This window comes from Sphingomonas endophytica (assembly GCF_014199415.1).
Classification (GTDB): Bacteria; Pseudomonadota; Alphaproteobacteria; order Sphingomonadales; family Sphingomonadaceae; genus Sphingomonas; species Sphingomonas endophytica.
The window spans coordinates 69,824-89,109 of record NZ_JACIJN010000008.1 but is presented as its reverse complement, the minus strand read 5'-3'; the positions used below and the strand labels follow the sequence as shown (position 1 = coordinate 89,109).

The 19,286-nt window shown below is 66.6% G+C and carries 25 protein-coding genes and 1 tRNA gene; 16 read left to right on the top strand and 10 right to left on the bottom strand.

The window, feature by feature from the left end:
• Positions 1-19 precede the first annotated feature (19 nt).
• Positions 20-376 carry a hypothetical protein gene (locus FHS97_RS12615; protein ID WP_184038270.1) on the bottom strand — a complete coding sequence of 119 codons (357 nt, stop codon included), beginning with the start codon at positions 374-376 and terminating at the stop codon, positions 20-22.
• Positions 377-788: 412 nt separating this feature from the next.
• Between FHS97_RS12615 and FHS97_RS12610 the strand changes: the two genes are divergently transcribed.
• The 14 genes from FHS97_RS12610 to FHS97_RS12545 all read left to right on the top strand — a co-directional run bounded on the left by FHS97_RS12610 (position 789) and on the right by FHS97_RS12545 (position 11,695).
• Positions 789-1,526 carry a helix-turn-helix domain-containing protein gene (locus FHS97_RS12610; RefSeq protein ID WP_184038267.1) on the top strand — a complete coding sequence of 246 codons (738 nt, stop codon included), beginning with the start codon at positions 789-791 and terminating at the stop codon, positions 1,524-1,526.
• Between the two features lie 4 nt (positions 1,527-1,530).
• Positions 1,531-2,220, top strand: a complete 690-nt coding sequence (locus tag FHS97_RS12605) for a hypothetical protein (protein ID WP_184038264.1) — start codon at positions 1,531-1,533, stop codon at positions 2,218-2,220.
• Positions 2,217-2,450 carry a hypothetical protein gene (locus FHS97_RS12600; RefSeq protein ID WP_184038261.1) on the top strand — a complete coding sequence of 78 codons (234 nt, stop codon included), beginning with the start codon at positions 2,217-2,219 and terminating at the stop codon, positions 2,448-2,450. Before FHS97_RS12605 ends, FHS97_RS12600 begins: the two co-directional genes overlap by 4 nt.
• A 48-nt stretch (positions 2,451-2,498) precedes the next feature.
• Positions 2,499-2,798, top strand: coding sequence for a hypothetical protein (locus FHS97_RS12595; RefSeq protein WP_184038258.1), 300 nt, complete (start codon positions 2,499-2,501; stop codon positions 2,796-2,798).
• Complete coding sequence (locus tag FHS97_RS12590; RefSeq protein ID WP_184038255.1) at positions 2,791-3,018, top strand: helix-turn-helix domain-containing protein; 228 nt, start codon at positions 2,791-2,793, stop codon at positions 3,016-3,018. The genes FHS97_RS12595 and FHS97_RS12590 overlap by 8 nt, the downstream gene beginning before the upstream one ends.
• A 33-nt stretch (positions 3,019-3,051) precedes the next feature.
• Positions 3,052-5,013, top strand: a complete 1,962-nt coding sequence (locus FHS97_RS12585) for a head maturation protease, ClpP-related (protein WP_184038252.1) — start codon at positions 3,052-3,054, stop codon at positions 5,011-5,013.
• Positions 5,014-5,029: 16 nt separating this feature from the next.
• Complete coding sequence (locus tag FHS97_RS12580; protein WP_184038247.1) at positions 5,030-5,362, top strand: DUF2190 family protein; 333 nt, start codon at positions 5,030-5,032, stop codon at positions 5,360-5,362.
• 133 nt (positions 5,363-5,495) lie between these two features.
• Positions 5,496-5,738, top strand: coding sequence for a hypothetical protein (locus tag FHS97_RS12575; RefSeq protein ID WP_184038244.1), 243 nt, complete (start codon positions 5,496-5,498; stop codon positions 5,736-5,738).
• Positions 5,735-6,436 (top strand): hypothetical protein, encoded by a 702-nt coding sequence (locus tag FHS97_RS12570; protein ID WP_184038241.1) that lies wholly within the window; start codon positions 5,735-5,737, stop codon positions 6,434-6,436. Before FHS97_RS12575 ends, FHS97_RS12570 begins: the two co-directional genes overlap by 4 nt.
• A gap of 176 nt (positions 6,437-6,612) precedes the next feature.
• A complete protein-coding gene (locus tag FHS97_RS12565) occupies positions 6,613-7,521 on the top strand; it encodes a hypothetical protein (RefSeq protein ID WP_184038238.1) in 909 nt (302 codons plus the stop codon).
• Between the two features lie 1,772 nt (positions 7,522-9,293).
• The gene (locus tag FHS97_RS12560) at positions 9,294-9,635 is read left to right on the top strand and encodes a hypothetical protein (RefSeq protein WP_184038235.1); all 342 of its coding nucleotides are present in this window, start codon (positions 9,294-9,296) and stop codon (positions 9,633-9,635) included.
• A 110-nt stretch (positions 9,636-9,745) separates the two neighbouring features.
• Positions 9,746-10,342: a hypothetical protein gene (locus tag FHS97_RS12555; protein WP_184038232.1), complete on the top strand. Its 597-nt coding sequence runs from the start codon at positions 9,746-9,748 to the stop codon at positions 10,340-10,342.
• Positions 10,343-10,383: 41 nt separating this feature from the next.
• Positions 10,384-10,647, top strand: a complete 264-nt coding sequence (locus FHS97_RS12550; RefSeq protein ID WP_221233286.1) for a hypothetical protein — start codon at positions 10,384-10,386, stop codon at positions 10,645-10,647.
• Positions 10,637-11,695, top strand: a complete 1,059-nt coding sequence (locus FHS97_RS12545) for a tyrosine-type recombinase/integrase (RefSeq protein WP_184038228.1) — start codon at positions 10,637-10,639, stop codon at positions 11,693-11,695. Before FHS97_RS12550 ends, FHS97_RS12545 begins: the two co-directional genes overlap by 11 nt.
• A gap of 50 nt (positions 11,696-11,745) precedes the next feature.
• On the opposite strand, the gene FHS97_RS12540 is transcribed toward FHS97_RS12545, so the two are convergent.
• Both FHS97_RS12540 and FHS97_RS12535 read right to left on the bottom strand, forming a co-directional pair.
• A tRNA-Gln gene (locus tag FHS97_RS12540) sits at positions 11,746-11,820 on the bottom strand.
• 36 nt (positions 11,821-11,856) lie between these two features.
• Positions 11,857-12,936 (bottom strand): branched-chain amino acid aminotransferase, encoded by a 1,080-nt coding sequence (locus FHS97_RS12535; protein ID WP_343053445.1) that lies wholly within the window; start codon positions 12,934-12,936, stop codon positions 11,857-11,859.
• 86 nt (positions 12,937-13,022) lie between these two features.
• Between FHS97_RS12535 and FHS97_RS12530 the strand changes: the two genes are divergently transcribed.
• The gene (locus FHS97_RS12530; RefSeq protein ID WP_246346644.1) at positions 13,023-13,511 is read left to right on the top strand and encodes a MarR family transcriptional regulator; all 489 of its coding nucleotides are present in this window, start codon (positions 13,023-13,025) and stop codon (positions 13,509-13,511) included.
• A 128-nt stretch (positions 13,512-13,639) separates the two neighbouring features.
• Here FHS97_RS12530 and FHS97_RS12525 read toward each other — a convergent pair whose 3' ends face one another.
• The 5 genes from FHS97_RS12525 to FHS97_RS12505 form a co-directional block, all read right to left on the bottom strand.
• Complete coding sequence (locus FHS97_RS12525) at positions 13,640-14,425, bottom strand: pyrroline-5-carboxylate reductase family protein (RefSeq protein WP_184038221.1); 786 nt, start codon at positions 14,423-14,425, stop codon at positions 13,640-13,642.
• Between the two features lie 7 nt (positions 14,426-14,432).
• Positions 14,433-14,942, bottom strand: a complete 510-nt coding sequence (locus tag FHS97_RS12520) for a type III secretion system chaperone family protein (RefSeq protein ID WP_184038218.1) — start codon at positions 14,940-14,942, stop codon at positions 14,433-14,435.
• Positions 14,943-15,003: 61 nt separating this feature from the next.
• Positions 15,004-15,264 (bottom strand): accessory factor UbiK family protein, encoded by a 261-nt coding sequence (locus FHS97_RS12515; protein WP_184038215.1) that lies wholly within the window; start codon positions 15,262-15,264, stop codon positions 15,004-15,006.
• Between the two features lie 27 nt (positions 15,265-15,291).
• Complete coding sequence (locus FHS97_RS12510) at positions 15,292-15,846, bottom strand: TspO/MBR family protein (protein ID WP_184038212.1); 555 nt, start codon at positions 15,844-15,846, stop codon at positions 15,292-15,294.
• A 64-nt stretch (positions 15,847-15,910) separates the two neighbouring features.
• Positions 15,911-16,654: a TlyA family RNA methyltransferase gene (locus tag FHS97_RS12505; RefSeq protein ID WP_184038209.1), complete on the bottom strand. Its 744-nt coding sequence runs from the start codon at positions 16,652-16,654 to the stop codon at positions 15,911-15,913.
• 202 nt (positions 16,655-16,856) lie between these two features.
• On the opposite strand from FHS97_RS12505, the gene FHS97_RS12500 reads away from it, so the two are divergent.
• Entirely contained in the window at positions 16,857-17,519 is a 663-nt protein-coding gene (locus FHS97_RS12500) for an RBBP9/YdeN family alpha/beta hydrolase (RefSeq protein ID WP_184038205.1), read from the top strand.
• Positions 17,520-17,639: 120 nt separating this feature from the next.
• On the opposite strand, the gene FHS97_RS12495 is transcribed toward FHS97_RS12500, so the two are convergent.
• Together FHS97_RS12495 and FHS97_RS12490 are read right to left on the bottom strand one after the other, a co-directional pair.
• Positions 17,640-18,830: a phosphoglycerate kinase gene (locus FHS97_RS12495; protein ID WP_184038202.1), complete on the bottom strand. Its 1,191-nt coding sequence runs from the start codon at positions 18,828-18,830 to the stop codon at positions 17,640-17,642.
• On the bottom strand, positions 18,827-19,285 hold the full coding sequence (locus FHS97_RS12490) for an MOSC domain-containing protein (protein ID WP_184038198.1): 459 nt from the start codon (positions 19,283-19,285) through the stop codon (positions 18,827-18,829). The genes FHS97_RS12495 and FHS97_RS12490 overlap by 4 nt, the downstream gene beginning before the upstream one ends.
• Between the last annotated feature and the right edge of the window lies 1 nt (position 19,286).

Genomic DNA, 19,286 nt, shown 5'->3' with positions numbered 1-19,286 from the left:
TCACCGATGTCGTCGAGCGTCAGCTGGCAGATTTCCTCTCTCCGGCAGCCGGTGTACCAAGCAATGGGTAGCACCCAAAAGCCTGCGTCGTGCCAAATCTCGGTCCCGTGCTCGAGCCGACGCCCGAGCGATCGCGACCCGGTTCAGATCGGCAGACGAAATCTCTCAGCATCGCCTCGTAGATGCCGACGAGCCCCTCGATCATGAACGTCGCGTCGGGTTCGGTACGCTGGTAGCCGACGTGGACCTGCTCGAGATGATCGCGCATCGCCTCCATCGCCTTGCGGAAGATCCCCGCTTTCTGAACGGTCGTCAGGCTTGCCGCTCGGCCGTCCTGGCCCAAGGCCATCTTCAGCGTCTCGCTCTTCGCGGTCATCGCGCACCCCATGCTGCGCGCCACCGCCTGGGCGGTCGTTCGAAGGCTGAGACGTATGGTAAAAGGCTTACCATCCTGAAAACGGACGGTACGGCGCCAGCAATAGACGGCGCCTCGGCGCTCGACGTTCTGGATAGCGGGCACGGCATCTCCACATGGAGCCATCACACCCACCGGCCCAATCCAGTGGCCGCGACCGATTTCCTGCCGCTAAAACAATAACTTAGATGGCAATATGGCTGGGGCGGCAGGATTCGAACCTGCGAATGCCGGTACCAAAAACCGTCGCTGGGACATGTAGTCACACGCTTTTTTTGCGGAACGCCCAAGTTATCCCCAGCGCGTTTGCGCGAGTCACACAGCCATTTGCGGAACGATGTGGGCCGGATCGGTCGGCTGTCGAGGCGGGTGCGTGACGACCACGTTCGACCTGCAGCGCGCGGCAATGGCGATCGTCGGCGCATCGTCGGTGGAGCGGCATGTGCTGCTCGTGCTCGCGCTTCGTGCTGATATTGCGACCCGTCGCTGCACGCCGGGAATCGCGCGCCTGGTTGCCGACACCGGCCTGAGCGAACGAGCAGTCCAGAACGCGACCAAGGCACTTGCCGCCGCCGGCCACATCACCCGGGATGAGCGACGAGGGCGCGGGATCGTCTACACCGTTCACCCCCGCACCACGTGCACCCCCGAAGATGATGCACCCCCGCAGGACGTGCACCCCCGAACGACATGCACCCCCGCACCACGTGCGGGAACCCCCGCACCACGTGCACCCAAACAACCAGGAACAACCATTACCCCTAAGAGGGCTTCGCCCTCTCAGGGGACGCGCACGCGATCACGCAGCGGGCTTCCCGGCGATTGGCAGCCTGCTCCACTCACCGGCCGCGCGGCAGCCGCGGCGGCCGATTGGCGACCGGATCGGATCGCGTCGGAGCTGGATCGCTTCCGCAACCACGCCGCCGCCACCGGCCGCGCGATGGCGGATTGGGACGCAGCCTGGCGCAACTGGGTCACCGGTGCCGATCGCTTCGACAAACCCGATGCGAAGCCGCCGGATGCCGGCAACTGGCGATCGCGCGGCCGCTTCCGCGACCCGCTGCTGAACGCCTTCGAGAACGAGCCCTTATCCCAGCATCACGAGAGTTAGACCCTTGCCACCCAAGCTCACCATCGCCGCGCCGCCGCCAGCCGCGCTAAGCCCGCGCCTCGACACGACGACGCCCGTCTCACCGTGGCTCGATCACCGCACTCGGGCGGCGCTCGCGGCCTTCGCCGCCGGCGAACAGTTACCGGCCGGCTGCGCTGCGGCGCTTCGCCTCGCGGCCGACGAACATGGCCGCGCGCTCGCCCCGGCCGACCTCGCCAGATGCACGCGGATCCTTGCGCGCCTCCGACTGGCGACGATCGCGCGTGACGAAAGCGAGCAGGAGGCGCGCGCATCGTTCGAGATCCTGCGCGAGGATCTTGCCGACGTGCCGGCCGACATCCTCGAGGCGGCGAGTCGCGCTTATCGCAATCATCCCGGCCGAAGGTTTTTTCCTCGATCGGCCGGCGAGCTGCGCGCGTTCATCAACCCCGACCTGTCGCAGCGGCGCGCACACGCCGCCTATCTCGACATGCTCGCCGACCGCGCCGCGCGCGAGGAACGCGCGCCCGTCCCGCGCCGCGCAGACGATGCGCACGCCAACCCGCCGCGCCCGATCGGCGCGGACATGCTCGCCGGCATGAACGCGGTCGCAGCTCGCTGCGGCTTCGCCTGGCGGTGGAACGCGGACGGCACGACCAGCCCGCACGAGCCGGGGCCGAGTATTCCACGCACTACCGAGGATCCGCAACGATGAACGACCAGGACCTTGCCCGACGCCTTCAGGAGCTGGCGGTATGCAACACCAGCCATCCGGCCGATGCCGTTGGCGCACTCGTCGGCGCGGCCGCCTCGATCCTTCAGCCCCGGTTCGAGCCTGTCCAGGTGGTCGCCCTGCTCGCCGCCGCGTTCCACGATGCGGTGCACGCCGGCGCTGGCGACCAGCCGCCCCCAGCCCCGCCCGGGCCGGCCCCGGGGACGGGGTGACCCCCCACCCTTTGGGTCCTCCCCAGGCCGCGCAGTATGCGGGGGGCAATGGCGCACAAGCGCGCTAGGTACAGCCGAAAACGTCACTTCATCATCATACCTCCTATTTTTCGCGGAAATGCGCCAATTCTGGCGTTACGAGGATGCAAAATGTACCCCAAATCGCGCAGCCTGACACGCGCAGACCTCGCAATTCACCGTCCGACAGCGGCGCAGCTCGCCGCGTTGCTGGGCGTCAGCACGCGGCGGATTTTCGACCTGCGCGCGCGTCACATCATGCCGCTCGATGGCGCGACCCTGCACGAATGCATCCGCGCCTGGGTGGAGCATGGCGGCGCTCGTGGCTGAAACGCTGTTCGGCTTCGATGAAAAGGCGGCTGCGCGGATCCTCGGCATATCGCCGCGAACGCTGCGCGCCTGGCGCAAGGCCGGGAAGGTCGACCACTACGTGACCCCCGGCGGCCGAATCCGCTACACAATGGACCAGCTGCTAGATTTACAGCGCGGGGCGCGGATCGCTGCCGCACATGACCGCACGCTGCCGCATTCGGACGCTCAACGTAGCTGATGCCGTCGATCACCGCCCGGTACACCCGGCGGCATGGAAATCCTGCTCTACGGCATCATCGGCGACCCTGACGATCGGCTCGACGCCGCGACCGTCACCTCACTGATCCGGGGCGCATCCGGCGACCTCGCGGTGCGCATCAACTCCGTGGGCGGCCTGGTGTTTGAAGGGCTGGCGATCCACGACGCGCTCACCCGCTATGATCGCGGCCGGGTGACCGTCCATGTGGACGGTATCGCTGCCAGCATCGCCAGCGTGATCGCGCTCGCCGGCAACCCGATCGTCATGGCCGAAAATGCCATGATGATGATCCACGATCCATCGTCGGATTGTGCCGGCACCGCCCGCGAGCTGCGCGCCGACGCCGACAAGCTCGATAAGGTCGGCGCGCAGCTCGCCGGCATGTACGCGAGGCGCACCGGCAAGCCGGTTGCGCGCATCGCCGCCCTCATGGCGGCCGAGACCTGGTTCACCGCCGACGAAGCCAAGGCCATCGGCCTGGCCGATCGCATCGGCACCCCTTCCACGGCGATCGCGATGGCGGACGTGACCGGCCGTGGTTTCCTGAATGTTCCCGCTCGCTTGAAAGGTGACCGCATGCCTCCCGAGACTGCCACGCCGACGCCCTCCCCGGCTCCGGCGCCCTCCCCCAGCCCGGCCGCGCCGGCGATCGTCAACCAGGTGCAGCCGGCGACCATCAACCAGGTTCGCGAGATCGTCGCGCAGGCCCGCCTACCCGAAGGCTTCGCGTTGGACCTGCTTGCACAGGGGCTTCCCGTCGATCAGGTGCGCACGGCCGTGATCGACCGCATCGCCGCTGCCGCGCCGGTCATCACCAATTACGCCCCGCACGGCACGCAGGCGCAGACCTTCGACAATCCCAGCTTCTCCGCGCAGACGATGGCCGACGCGCTCTACGCCCGCATGTCCGGCAGGCGACCCGAGGGTGCGGCGGTCGCCATGATGAACCTGACGATGACGGACATGGCGCGCGAGATGCTGGAGCATCGCGGCGTGCGCGGCGTCCGCCGAATGCGTCCCGACGAGGTGTTCAACGTTGCCTCGCAATTCTCGCCCCGCGCCGATTACACGGCCGGCGGCGGCGCGATGACCACCGGCGACTTTCCCGGCCTGTTGCAGAATGCAGGCGCGCGCTACCTCATGGACACATTCGAGGCGGCCGCATCGGCGATCAAGCTGCTGGCGCGCACCCGGACCGCCGCCGACTTCCGCGCGATCACTGCGCTGAAGCTGAGCGGCGCCGGCAAGCTCGATCAGGTGCCCGAGGGCGGCTCGATCGAGCGCGGCACCTTCAAGGAAGGCGCGGAGAGCTACAGCGTCACCACCTTCGCCAAGATCTTTGCACTGTCGCGGCAAGCGCTCATCAACGACGACTTGGGCGCGTTCACCGATCCGCTTCGGTCCATGGGGCGTGCGTCGGCCGAAACCGAGGCGCAGCTGCTCGCCGGCCTACTCACGGCCAACAACAATCGGGGCGTCACCCTGTCGGATGGAAAGGCGCTGTTCCACGCCGATCACGGCAACCTCGCTCCGGCGGCGGCGGCGGCGGTACCGAGCGTCGCCTCGCTCGATGCCGGCCGTCAGGTCATGCGGGCGCAAAAGGACACGGATGACGTGACGCCGCTGAATGCGACGGCGAAATACATCTTGTCCGGCGCGGCGCTGGAAACGCCCATTGAGCAATTGATGACGCAGTTCCTCGCCACGCTTCCCGGCGACACGAACCCGTTCATCGGCAAGCTCACGCCGCTGGTCGATCCTCGCATTACCGGCATCCCTTGGTCGCTATGGGCAGACCCGGCATCGATGCCGGTCTTGGAATACGCGTACCTGAACGGCGGCGGCGGCCCGATCGTGGAGACGCGCCAGGGCTGGGACGTACTGGGGACCGAGTTCCGCGTGATCCTCGATTTCGGCGCTGGCGTGGTGGACCACCGCGGCGCGTATCTGAACCCCGGCAAAGCGCCGGCGTAACCCAGCGGAGATAGCCATGCGGAATTTCATCAAGGGCGGGGAGAACGTGAACGTCACGCTCCCCTACAAGGTCGCCCCCGGCGGCGGCGTCCAGGTCGGGGCGGCGCTGTTCGGCGTTGCCCCGCAGGGTGGTGAACAGAACACGGTCGCGGCGATCGAGACAGTCGGCGTCTTCTCGCTTTCCAAGGCGGCCGGCGCGGTCAGCGCTGGCGACAAGCTCTACTGGGACAACGCCGCCAAGAACCTGACCAAGACGGCGGCCGGCAACATCTACGTCGCGGTGGCGGCGCGTGATGCCGCCGCCGGCGACGCCACTGTGGTCGCGCGCCTCAACGGTGTGGCGATCTAACGAGAAGCGAAGGGCAGATAGCACGCGGAACGGACTGCCCTGGCTAGCTCGGGCCATCCACATCCTGACCGCGCGGGGTTGCGATCCCCCGACCCAAGCCGGCGAGGTAGCAAGGGACCTCGCCGGCATCGCCTTGTTCAAGGAGGTGCATATGAAAGCTGTTCGTACCGCCGCATTCGTCGTGGGAGCCGTTGCGCTGGCCGCAACCGGCGTCGGCGCGCTCGCCGGTGCCAGCTTGATCGGGGTGACGTCAGCGGCCGGTGCAGCGAGTTTCGCCGGCATCAGCGCCAGCACGTTCACCGCGATCGGGCTGGCCGCGTCGGCCACGGCCGGTGTTGCGATGGTGCCCGCCGGCATTCGGAAGCGTCACGCGTGACCGCGATCAACCTCGCGGTGCAGCCCGCCAGGCGCGCGGCGTACATCATCAGCGATTGCGCTTTCACCCGTCCGGACGGCCGCATTGAGAAGATCAGCGGCAAGATCATCTCGTTCGACCGCTTTCCCTGCGCGATCGCCGCCACCGGCAACGTCAACGTCGCGATCCTCGCTCGTGCGCTTTACAACCTCGATGCGGCCAATCTCCGCACGCTCGTGACGGGCCTTCAATCTGCCCTGAAAAGGGCGTTGGATGAAACCGTCGCTGCGGCCCCACCCGATGCCGAAGGCTGGGCTATCCTGAAGGTGGCGGCTTGGTGCGCTCGACGCAAACGCGCAGTCGGTTACATCATCGCGTCTCACGACGACGCTGCGGCAGCGATTATCGGCCCTGGATGGTCAAGCTACCAAGTCGCCGAGGTGCGCCACTCGCATGGGACGCACGTGCACGTGTCCGAGCTGCTCGGGCGTCAGTGCGAGCTGGACGATGCCGCGACGTTCAATCCCGAGGCAGACGCGTTCGCACTGGTAGCGGCACAGCGCGCAACTCCGCAGCTTTCCATTACGCCTGGCGTCGATCAGGAGGTGCCTTTTCGCGTAGGCGGGGCTGTCGAGTTGACGGAAGTCACCCGTCGGGGCGTGCGCGTGTGGCTCATGGGCGAATTCCCCGACAAGGTTGGCGAGCTGATCGCGCCGTGACGCCGGCGCGGGTCAGGTCTATGTCCGCGTCGTCGGCGGGATGACATAGCCGAAACCCCGCCGACACCTTGTGTGCCGGATTCCGGACTGTCCGCCGACGATGGTCACCGGCACATATCCGGAACGCTCCCGATCGCCGGCGGCGCTGCCCGGGAGGTTCTATGATCGCAGTCAAGGTGAAGCCGCGCGGCGGCAATGCACGTGCGCTGGCGCGCGGCGCGAAGCAGCACGCGGCCGAGCTGCAATCGATCGCCGCGCAAACCGGCGTGCCGGCTGCGCAGCGCGACGCGACCGTGATCGAGAAAGTGAAGGTGCCACAGATCGGCACCGCCCCGCGTACCGCTGACTTCACAGTCCGGAAGATGACGCGCATCGAGCGCATGAAGCGCGCCGGCGTCCTCGAGCTGCACGAAGCCGATGCGTGCGAGTGGTACGCGGAGACGGCAGCGCTGGCCTGGGACACGACCGGACTGACCGCAGTGTACGACGGCGGCGGACCGTCGCCCGATCGGGCGACCGCTGGCGATCGGCTGATGGCGCGCAACGACGCCATTGCGCACGCCCGCGACATGATGCGTGAGGCGACCGAGATGCTGCCCCGGACTTATGCCGAGATTTTCGACGCGATCGTCTGTCGCAACGAGGCGCTGGGGCCGGTGGCGGCCGTCGCGTTCCCCGACCTCGCGCGTAGCCAAGCCGGCGAGCGAACGCGCATCGTGCTCAAGTTCTGCGCGAACAAGCTGCACGAGCGTTTTGGTCGGTTCATGGCCTGGACGCTCGCGCCGATCACGACCAGGACGCGCGCCGCCGCGCAGGCCGCGCCTTCAACCAGCGAGAACGCGCCGGCCGCCGCCGCCAGCGCGATGTGCGACTTGATGCCGATGATCGAAGCCGCGATCGAGCTGCGCAGGATCAGCGGCGCAGCCGACATGATACTATGGGTGGCGGCCGAGCTACGCGACGCCCTGGCAGCGGCGATCGGCACGACGCCCGCGAGCACGACGATGTTCTGCGACGTGCCGATCAGCGTGCGCGAGGGCTGGGGCTGGGGCTGGGTGCTGGTAGACGTCGGCGAGACGCCATAGCGCCTCGCTATCGTCCGCGTCGCCATGGCAGTTGATCGTCCCAAGGTAGTATTGGCTCACCGCTCGTGCGGTAGCGCGCACCAGAGGATGAGCGACACTCTACTAGGAAACGCGATCTTCGGAGAAGCCATGCCAGCCATCGGCGCTTACGGCCAAAACGCGAGGCAATCTTCTGCGCCGCATGTGAATCTAGGCGAAGGCGCACAAGTACACCCGGCTGAACTAGATAAGGGAAGTTCAGGTCTGTCGGATCTTCATAATCCAGTGCCGTTCCCTGCTGAGGTGCGCGCCATATCACTCCCGATAGGTAGCGTATCGAGGTGATGGCAACCGGCTGCGTGGAGCGATTATGTACGACAAAGTAGTCTACGTCGCCGTAGCGTTGATGGTCGTAGTCATGCGAGATAAAGACCGAGATCAGCTCCCGCCGTTGTAGCGCAGCGATCCAAAGAGCGGCACCAGCAGCTATAAAGGGCGCAATGCCTGAAACAGCAAGCTGCGCAATATCCTTAGTTTCCATATGCCCCTCCGAACCGCGCAGCCATCAGCTTGACGGTGGATAGCCGCCCCAAGGCAGCGGCCGCCGCGCAGCTCGCTCGCGGTCGCTAGGGGGGACAAGAATACGGGTCCCTATGCCCTGAGGTCGACAGCCTAAAGCCTGAAAAGCGTCAGCAGCATTAGCCATGCGCGGTCTAGCGCTTAGCATGTCACTTTGGATCGTCATGCATCGAACATCGTTAGCTTCCGAAGCCTCACGCGCCCGCACCGCCACGACTGTAAGCTCTATTACTCCTAAAGAAACAATGACGACTCCCAGCCAGAAACGACGATCCGAGCCACCTTCAATCTCTGTCAGAATAACAACCAATAAACCGCATGCTATCACCAAGCCTCCAATTAGGAGATGCCCAGGGTTGGTCAATCTCAGAAGGGGTGAAAGAGTAAATGCCAGAACTGCTGTAGCCGCAATTATAGCTGGCGCGATTGTTCGACTTATCATTGGGTCGACTTTACGGGTGGAGGGTAGCCTCCCCAGGGCAGCGCTTTGCCTGCAAGCCGCTCGCGGTCGGTAGGTGGCACGATGATCCGGTCATCCACGCCCTGTGGGCGACAGCCTAGAGCTTGAAATTTATCGTGCCCGTCTAAGAGCCTCGGATGAGCGCTCAGCATATCAGATTGTATCGTTAGACAGCGCCTGTCGTTCGTACGGCTTGCGTTCTCAGCAAATGATACTTGTAGACCAAGCAGCACACCGGCCCATCCGAAAAGCACGACGGCTGCCGCGACGAAGATCTTCTCCGCAAAACCTTCCGAAACACTTGCGATCCATACGGCTATGATGGAGCCAGCGTATAGCACGCCTATGCCCACAAGGTCGGATGCGTCTGCATATGGAAGCTGCTGACTGCTGAAGAAGGCAAGTGTTACCGCAGCACTCACGACACCCCAAAAGAGTTTTCCAGGCTCAAACTGGGTCATTTATACCCATCCGCTGATAGATAGGCATCATGTCAGTGTACGCGAAATTATCTGGCGTATCGCCTCGGGCCTCGACGGCCTTGGCTCTTGCTGCACAATCCACGCGTCAAGTGCCGCGAGCTGATCGGGTTGCAAGCGCAACATGATCGGAGTTCCGGCCTGAGCAGGGCGCTTTCGTTTCGTGGTATCAGTAGTTGCCATCATGATGCGCCGGTGATACCACCAAAGCGAGCCGAGGGGAAGTTTGCACCTTCCCGCCCGGCTCTGACCACAACCGTTCTGGAGGAACGATCATGGCTACTGACGCCCCTATCACGGGCGCGCCCTTTTGCGCACCTACGAACGAACAATCTTCACTCCGCATGGTCACGCTGCCGGCCGACACCTTTGCGCGTGTCACCGCCCTGCAAGGGACCGCCGAGTTTTTGGACGTGCTTGCCGTCGTGGTGGACCACGAGCTCGCGCGCATTCGCGCTCACGCCCGACTATTTGATGACAGGATGCCGGCCTCCGCGATTGCAGACAGCGAGGCCTGGACCTATCCGGAGGTGCTGCTGAACCTGATCCGCGCACAGGCCGACATTGTGATGAAGGCAGTTGAGACTGCCGACCTACACAGCCGAGATGCGGCATGATGCAAAACCAAGAGAAGCCAGTCGAGGGCGAAATAAATTCTAGTGTCACGCCCGGTGCCAACGCGTCTCAACGCGTCTCACCACGTCGCAATGGATCAAGCTCGGGCACGTTGACACTTGCCCAACGCTTGCGTCACCACGAGCGCATGCCACCGTCAGCATCCATCGCTTTCGCGTTCGCCACCTTCGCGCCGGATGATCTTCAACCGATTACCGGTGCCGCTCCCGTACTTATACGGGACTGGCGCCGGCGCGGGGTCATTGGTCATGATATTGGTGGCGGCGCGGCGGGTTTTCCGCTCGAAAGCGTCGCCTACCTCGTGCTGCTACGCACGCTCACCGCGCACGGACTGAAGATCAAGGCGGCGGCGGCATCACTGCGCGCGGCCGCCACCGACGTGATGCTCTTCGCCTTAGACGATGAAGCGGCGTGGGCGACGGAGAAAGCATGGCACGCCTGGACGCTATGCCGCGAGCACTACACCCCGACGACCCGCTATCTCGCGTGCAACGGCACCGGCAAGGTATGGGCGATCGACAAGCTTGACGCCGCCTGTTCTAAGGCGGAGCCGGCCGTTACGGTCATTGACCTTGCCGCGGTAGGGGCAACACTGCGATCGCGCGCTCCGCGTATCCTTGCGCGGCTGCAACCGACGGAGCCTCCGGTCCGCACGCCGCGGGTTCGCTACGAGGAAATACGCGCGTGAGCAGCCAGCTCATGCCTCCTCCGATCGCGGCTGATAGCTGAATGTCGGCCGACGTGTTGCCCTTCGATCCGAATGCTCGCCTGCAAAGCAAGGCAGGTATCTGCGCGTATCTCGGGCACATCAGCCCGGCGACCTACGATGCGTGGCAGGCGAAAGGAATCGTGCCCGGGCCAGTTCCGGGGACGAACCGCTACGATCGTCGGCAGCACGACCATGTGCTCGACCAGCGCGCTGGCCTGGTAAAGCCAGTAAATAGCCCGAGCCTGTCACCCTACGAGCAATGGACCGCAGGACATGCAAGTTAAACTCAGGGGCTTGTATCGCCATCGCAAGAAATTGGCGGACGGGACGATCCGCTACTACTGGACGATGCGCGGCGTCGGCCCGCTCAAGCCGCTCGCCGGCGACGAATTACTGCCGTTTGGTCCTGGCACGCCGGCGTTCATGCGCGCCTACAACGAGGCGATCGCCGCGCCGGCACGTGCGCGGGTGGCGGGCACGTTCCAGGAGATCATCACCGGCTATCAAAAGAGCGCCGCCTGGGCGAAGCTCGGGACGCGCACGAAGTCGGACTATTCACGCGCGATCGTCATCATCGAGAAGAAGTGGGCGACCGCGCCGCTCGACGTGATCGAGGATCCGAAGATCCGGCGCGGCCTGCTCGATTGGCGCGACGATATGGCAACCACGTCGCCGCGCCAGGCCGACGCGATCTTCGCCGTGCTCCGCATCATCATCGAATGGGGGCGTGATCGCGGCATCCTTGCGCACAACCACGCGACCAGGCCGAAGAAGGTTTATCGAGCCGATCGCTCCGAGAAACTGTGGCTGCCGCCCGACATTGCTGCGATCCGCGAGGTGGCTCCGCCGGCGTTGCTGCTCGCTTTCGAGCTCGCACTGGGAACCGGTCAGCGCAAGGCCGACCTCCTGCGATTGCCGTGGACCGCATACGACGGAAAGCGCCTGCGCTTCCGCCAAGGCAAGCGCAAGCGGCTGGTGGACATGCCGGTGACACAGGCCCTCCGTCGCGTCCTCGATGCCGCGCCGAAGAAGGCCACCACGATCCTGTCTCACAAGGACCTACCATGGACCATCAACGACAAGGGACAGGCGATCTACTTCGATCACCTGTGGCGAAAGGCGGTGCTCGCCGCCGGGCGAGACGGGCTGCACTTCCACGATATTCGGGGAACGACCTGTACGCAGCTCGCGGAGGCTGGCGCTACGCCATCCGAGATCGCCGCGATGCTGGGTTGGACCGTGAGCACGGTCAACCGAATGCTCGACACCTACCAGGCCATGACGGCGAAGCTGAGCGATTCGGCCGTCGCGAAACTCGAGGCGAGGGCATGAAAAGTGCGGAACGGGGTGCGGAACGCCCTGTGGATAACTCAGCTAAGTGCTGGCTGGGGCGGCAGGATTCGAACCTGCGAATGCCGGTACCAAAAACCGGTGCCTTACCGCTTGGCGACGCCCCAACGAGCCGCGCGCCTTAGCCGGGCGCGCGGGAAAGCTCAACCGATACGATGCAACCAGCCGTGCGAATCTTCGGCACGGCCGCGCTGGATCGCGCTCAGCCGTTCGAGGAAATGCGCAGTGAGTTGGCCGGTGCCGCCGCTGCCGATCGTAAACTCATAATCCGGGCCGGCGACACGTCCGATCGGCGTCACCACCGCGGCGGTGCCGCAGGCGAAGCTCTCGACCAGCCGGCCGCTCGCCGCATCGGCGCGCCAGTCCTCGATCGCATAGGGCTCTTCCTGCACAACCAGCCCTTGGTCGCGCGCGATCTGCAGGATCGAATCGCGCGTGATGCCGGGCAGGATCGTGCCGGTCAGCGGCGGGGTGCGCAGCGACCCGTCCTCGAAGACGAAGAAGATGTTCATCCCGCCCAGTTCCTCGATCCAGCGGCGCTCCGTCGCGTCGAGGAACACGACCTGGTCATAGCCCCGGCGCATCGCTTCCTGCTGCGCGATCAGGCTGGTGGCGTAGTTACCACCGCATTTGGCGGCGCCGGTGCCGCCCGGTGCCGCGCGGGTGTAGTCGTGGCTCACCCACAAAGACACCGCACGCGCGCCGCCTTTCCAATAAGCGCCGACCGACGAGGCCAGCACCATGTAGAGATATTCGGCGGACGGCTTGACGCCGAGGAACGCCTCCGAGGCGATCATGAACGGGCGCAGGTACAGCGATCCGCCCTCGACGCTGGGCATCCACTCGCGCTCGGTCAGCACCAGCCGCTCGACCGACTCGAGGAACAGCTCCTCGGGCAAATCGGGCATTGCCATGCGCCGCGCCGAGGCGTTGAAGCGGCGCGCATTGGCCTCGGGGCGGAACAGCGCGAGACCGCCATCCTCGAGCCGATACGCCTTCAGCCCCTCGAAAATTTCCTGTGCGTAGTGGAGCACCGATGAAGCGGGATCCATCGTCAGCGGCATCCGCTGCGCGATCCGGCCGTCGTGCCAGCCGCGCCCATCCGAATAATGCAGCACCGCCATGTGATCGGTGAACACGCGCCCGAATCCGGGATCGACCAGCCGCGCGGCGCGCTCATTGGCGGAAACGGGCGAGGGATGCGGTTCGAACGCGAAGTTCACAGGACCTCCAGAGATCGCAGACGCGCGACGGCTGGTCGACGCGCCGGGGTTGCAGCGGCCTAGGGCCGATGGCAAAGCGGGTCAACATGGCTGCCTCAACGCATTCCGCCTCGCCGCTTTTCCTGCGCGAAACCGAGATTCGTCGCGGCCTTGAGCTGCTGTATTTCGGCAATGCGCACATCACGCGCTCGATCGATCGCGGTCTTGCGCGGCAGGGATTGGGGCGGGCGCACCATCGCGCGCTCTATTTCATTGCGCGCAAGCCCGACATGCCGGTCAGCGACCTGCTGGCGTTGCTGGCGATCACCAAACAGTCGCTCGGACGAGTGCTCAACGAATTGATGGAGCGCGGGCTGGTCGAGACGCGCGCGGGCGACCGCGACCGGCGGCAGCGGCTGTTGCGGCTCACCCCGGCCGGGGTGGAGCTGGAGGGCAGCCTGTACGAGGCGCTGCGCGAGAAATTGTCGGCGGCCTATTCGCGTGCCGGACAGGGCGCGGTGACCGGTTTCTGGGCGGTGCTGGAAGGGCTGATCCCCGATGACGAGATCGCGCGGGTCGAAGGGTTGCGCGGGTAGTTTTCCCGCGACGGCCTTGGCTATCAGGCCGGTCGTCACCCCGGGCTTGTTGCGGGATCGCACGCTCACCCCGGCCGTGACGAAGAAGCGCGGTGCCGGGTAAAACCGGGCACGTCGGCGCGCCGCGCTTACCCCTTCGCCATTTCAGCGCCGCGCTTCGCGGAAGCGGCGAGCGTGCGCTCGAGCAGCGGGACGAGGCCCGCCGCCTCATCAAGTACGTTCAATCCGGCGCGGGTCATGCCGCCGGGGCTCGCCACCGCATCGGCCAGCGCACCGGGGCTGCGCTCGCTGGCCGCGACCATCGCCGCCGCGCCCTCGACGGTCGCCAGCGCCACCGCCGCCGCCTGCGCCGGGTCGAGCCCGATCGCGACCCCGCCCGCGGCCAGCGCATCGACGAAGCGGAACAGGAACGCCGGCCCGCACCCCGACAGCGCCCCCGCCGCCGCGAAGCGCGCGGCGTCATCGAACCACTCGACCAGCCCGAGCGGCGCCATCAGCCGGTCGACGGTTGCGCGCGCCTCAACCGGCGCGTCCGGGGCATGGATCGCGACGACCCCCCGCCCCAGCTCGACCGGCAGGTTCGGCATCGTCTGGATCGCGACCGGCCCCGGAAACGCCGTCGACAATCGCGCAGGATCGGGGCCGGCGAGCATCGACACGAGCAGCGGCGCAGCGCGCACGCGCTCGCGATGCACCGCGGCAGCCTCGTCGAGTTGCTGCGGCTTGATCCCCAGCACCACCACGTCGGGTGCCGGCCCGTCGGGCAGCGTCCGGGCCTGCCGGACGTCGCCGGGCAAGGCGCGGTCGTGCCGGTTGACGACGTCGACGTCCGTCGCCGCAACCACGCCGCTCTCCAGCCAGCGCCGCAACATCGCCGAGGCCATGTTGCCGCAGCCGATCATCCACAACCGCATCCGCGCCTCAGGCCTCGCCCTGCGTTTCGACCATCGCCGCGGCGATCGCTTCCGCGGGCGACTTGCCGCCCCACAGCACGAACTGGAACACCGGATAGAAGCGCTCGCACTCGTCGATCGCCGAATCGATCAGCAACTCGGCCGTCGTCAGCGACATCGTCGCCTCACCTTCGCGCGTCTCGATCGCGGTCGCACAGCGGTACAGGAGGATGCCGCTCGACGACCACATCTCGAAATGGCCGAGCCACAATTGCTCGTTGATGAGCCCCAGCGTCTCGTAGATCTTGCCGCGTCGCCCCTCGGCGACCTTGACGTCCGGGAAGGCGAGCAACTGCACGACGCCGTCCTCCTCGCGCCACAGCGCGCGAAGCTCATATTCGGTCCAGCTGCCCTTCACCGTCGCGGTGATCTCGTCCTCGTTCCGCTCGCACGGCCAGCCGTGCGCGAGGAAATAGGATTCGAGCATGTCGAGCGGCGCCTCGGGCTCGGAATATTGGTCGGCTTCGTCAAGCATCATGATCTTATCGCACGACCGTGGTCGCGCGTCATCCCCGGCAGCAGCTTCGGCGAGCGTCGCGTCAGACGATGGGGCGCGCAGCGAGCGCGGCTTCGAGCTTATCGATCCGTGCGCGAAGTGCGTCATTCTCGTCACGCGCGGCCACGGCCATCGCCTTCACCGCCTCGAACTCCTCGCGTGCGACGAAGTCCAGCCCGCCGATCCATTCGCGGGCGCGGGCGCGGGCATTGGCCTCGGCCTCGCGGCCCATGCCGGCGATCGTTCCGGCGGCGCCGTTGAACAGCTTGGCGACGTCACCGAACAGAGGGTTTTCGGATTGCATGGCGAATCGTCCTGCGAGAGCAAAAGGTCAGCGGATCACTTGGGATGCCGCGGGCGCTTGCACAACCCGTTCCGCATCCGGGTTGAGCCGGCCGATCTGCCAGTTGAGCGCGCCGGCGACGCACAGCCACGTCATATAAGGCACCATCAGCCATGCCGCGGGACGGCGGATCTGCGCGAAGACGATCGTGGTGAGGATCGACAGGCCGAGGATCGCGACGATCAACAGGAACGCCGCCGCAATGCGGTGCGCCCCGAAGAACAATGGAGTCCAGGCGAGATTCCCGGCCAGTTGCGCGACGAACAGGGCAATGCCGAGCCCGCGCAGCCGCGCGCCGCGCGCGCTCAGCACGAGCGCCAGCGCCAGTCCCAGCATCACGTACAGCACCGACCAGACGACCGGGAACGCCCAGCCCGGCGGCGTCAGCTCGGGCTTGGCGAGCACCGCATACCAGCCGTTCTGATCGCCCGACGGGACGGTGCGTCCGGAAAGGAACCCGAGCAGCAGCACCGCCGGCACCGCGACCGCCGCATAGCGAAGCAGCGATCCGCGCAATTGCTCTTTCGATGCCAGCTCGCCCATGCTCACTCCTCCGTCACGCGGCTCCACACCGACCTGCCGCAAAGCGCATCATAGCGCGACCGGTTCATCCGCACTGCGCCGCCAGCAGGAATTCGACATTGCCCTCCGGACCAGTGATCGGGCTTTGGGCGACGCCCTCGACCCGCCAGCCGCCCGCGACGAACCAGTCCGACACCTCGCCACAGACGCGCGCATGGACCGCGGGATCGCGGACCACCCCGCCCTTTCCCACCTCGGTGCGCCCCGCCTCAAACTGCGGCTTGACCAGTACCAGGGCGCGCCCGCCGTCGCGGACGAAGCCGAGCGGCACCTCCAGCACCTTGGCAAGCCCGATGAAGCTGGCGTCGCACACGACCAGATCGATCGGCTCCGGAATGTGCGCGGCGGTGAGGATGCGGGCGCTGGTCTGTTCGTGGACGATGACGCGCGCGTCCTGTCGCAGCTTCCACGCGAGCTGGTTGGTGCCGCTGTCGACCGCATAGACACGTGCCGCGCCGCGCGTCAGCAGCACGTCGGTGAAGCCGCCGGTCGACGATCCGACGTCGATCGCGATCGCATCGCGCACATCCCAGCCGAAATGGTCGAGCCCATGCGCCAGCTTGATCCCGCCGCGCGACACCCACGGATGATCGCGGCCGCGCACGTCGAGCGTGGCATCGATCGCGACCGGCTGCCCCGGCTTCTCGATCTTGCGGTCGCCCGCGAATACCAGCCCGGCCATCACCAACGCCTGCGCGCGGGTGCGCGACTCGACGAGGCCGCGATCGACCAGCAACTGATCGACCCGCTGTTTGGTAGGTGCTGCCATGCCCTCGCTATCGCGCGCGCCGCGCCGCGCCGCAAGCATCGGCAACGCTCCGTCGCGCCAGTCGCTCGCCCCGTGCCGATTGCTGCGCTGCACGATTGCCCATCGACTTACTAGGGATTATGTCCGTTATCGAGGCCGCGGTCGCCCGACCCCTGCACTGAGCCGCGGCCTCGCCTTGATGGCACGCAACAGGAGGTACGTCATGGGACATGCCAACTACGATCTGTCGGTCCAGCCGACCGTGCTGACCGTCCCCGGACTCGGCGGATCGGGGCCGGCGCATTGGCAGACCTTGTGGGAGCGGAGCCGGCCCGACACCGCGCGAATCGACCTCGGCATGTGGGACCGCCCGCACCGCAACAGCTGGGTGACGAAGATCGATCAGGCAGTGGCCGCGGCGCGCGCGCCGGTGATCCTCGTCGGGCACAGCCTCGGCTGTGTCGCGATCGCATGGTGGGCGTCGATGAGCCCGCAGCCCTACGGCTGGCCGGTCGCGGGTGCGTTGCTGGTCGCACCGGCCGATGTCGACCGCGCCGCGGTGGCACCGGAACTCGCGCCGTTCGCGCCCGCCCCCAAGATCGCCTTACCCTTCCCGTCGATCCTCGTCGGCTCAAGCGACGATCCATGGGCATCCATCGAACGCGCGCACAGCATGGCGGTCGACTGGGGCAGCCATTTCATCGATTACGGCGCCCATGGTCACCTCAACGCCGCCAGCGGGCTCGGACAATGGCCGGAGGGGCTGGAGTTGCTCGACCGTGTCATCGCCGCAGCCGGTGGGCCGCACGGTGAGGTCCGCTCGCCCGGCGACGCCCGCGCGATCCTGTCGCGCAACACCGGCGTGCAGCGTCCGCTGCACGCCTGACGTCCTCACGTAAACGAAATAACCACTTCATCGCCCTCGGCTTGACGCGGAAGCCCGCTTTCTCCCCGGTACTTCAGCTCGAAGCGGGCCCCGGATCAAGTCCGGGGCGACGGTCAGCACTCAGCGCGTCAGCGCGGCGACTCCCGGAAGCTCCAGACCTTCCATCCACTCGAGGAAGGCGCCGCCAGCGGTCGAGACGAAGGTGAAAGAGTCGCCGGCCCCGGCCTGATTGAGCGCGGCGACGGTGTCGCCACCGCCCGCGACCGACACCAGCCCGCCTTCCTTGGTCAGCGCCGCCGCGGTCCGTGCCAACGCCACCGTCGCGGTGTCGAACGGCGGCGTCTCGAACGCGCCGAGCGGGCCGTTCCAGACCAGCGTCCGGCAGTTCTTGAGCACGTCGCCGAGCGACTCGGTCGCAGCCGGGCCGATGTCGAGGATCATCTCGTCGGCGGCAACTTCGTGAACATTGACGGTGCGCGTCACCGGGTTCGGCTTGAACTCCTTCGCGACGACGACGTCATACGGCAGGTGGATCGTGCAGCCCGCCGCCTCGGCGGCGTCGAAGATCTCGTCGGCGGTGCCGGTCAGCTCATGCTCGCACAGGCTCTTGCCGACATCGACGCCGCGCGCGGCGAGAAAGGTGTTGGCCATCCCGCCGCCGATGATGAGGTGATCGACGCGCGTGACCAGATGTTTGAGCACCGCCAGCTTGGTCGACACCTTCGCGCCGCCGACCACAGCGGCGACCGGATGCTCGGGCTTGCCGAGCGCCTTTTCGAGCGCATCCAGCTCCGCTTCCATCGCCCGGCCCGCGAAGGCGGGCAGCTTGTGCGCCAGCCCTTCGGTCGAGGCGTGCGCGCGGTGCGCCGCCGAAAAGGCATCGTTGACGTACAGGTCGCCCAGCGCCGCGAACCGCTCGACCACCGTCGGATCGTTCTTTTCTTCGCCGCCGAAGAAGCGCGTATTCTCCAGCACGCCGATGTCGCCCGGCTGGAGCGTCGCGATCGCATCGGCCGCGCCTTCCCAGTCGATGTAGCGCACCGGACGACCGAGCACCGCCTCATAGGGCTTGACGATCTGCGCCAGCGACAGTTCGGGCGACGGCACACCCTTGGGCCGCCCGAAATGCGCCAGCACCAGCACGATCGCGCCCTTGTCGGCCAGCTCGGCGACCGTCGCCACTGTGGCGCGCAGCCGGGTGTCGTCGCTGACCTGCCCGTCATGGAGCGGCACGTTCAGATCCTCGCGCACCAACACGCGCTTGCCGGTGACGTCGCCGATATCGTCGAGCGTCCGGAACGACTTGGTCATGCTTCCTCCATCCTGATCTCGTCACCGACCGCGATCCGGCCGCCGCTTATCACCATCGCGCACGCGCCGCCGCGCCAGTCCGGCGTCATCGCCGCGCGCAGTCCTTCGGCGAGCGCTTCCATCCGCTCGCACGGATCGCATTCGCGCGTAATCTCGAGCACGACCTCGGCACCGATCCGCACCCGCACGCCGGCGGTCTGCGGCAGGTCGAACCCGTCGACCAGCAGGTTGGCGCGACGCTCTTCCCAGCCGATCGTGTGACCGACCTCCGCCATCGCCGCCGCCCAGTCGCCGCGCTCGATCAGCGTGACCTGCCGCTTGTAGGGCTTGCCGCGCATCGCGCCGCGGAAGTCACCATGGATGCCGCCCTCCACGGTGACCTCGACATGGTCGACCAGCTCCATCGGCGCGCGCGACCGGGCGTGTCGCGCGATCCCGAGCAACACCCCCGCCATC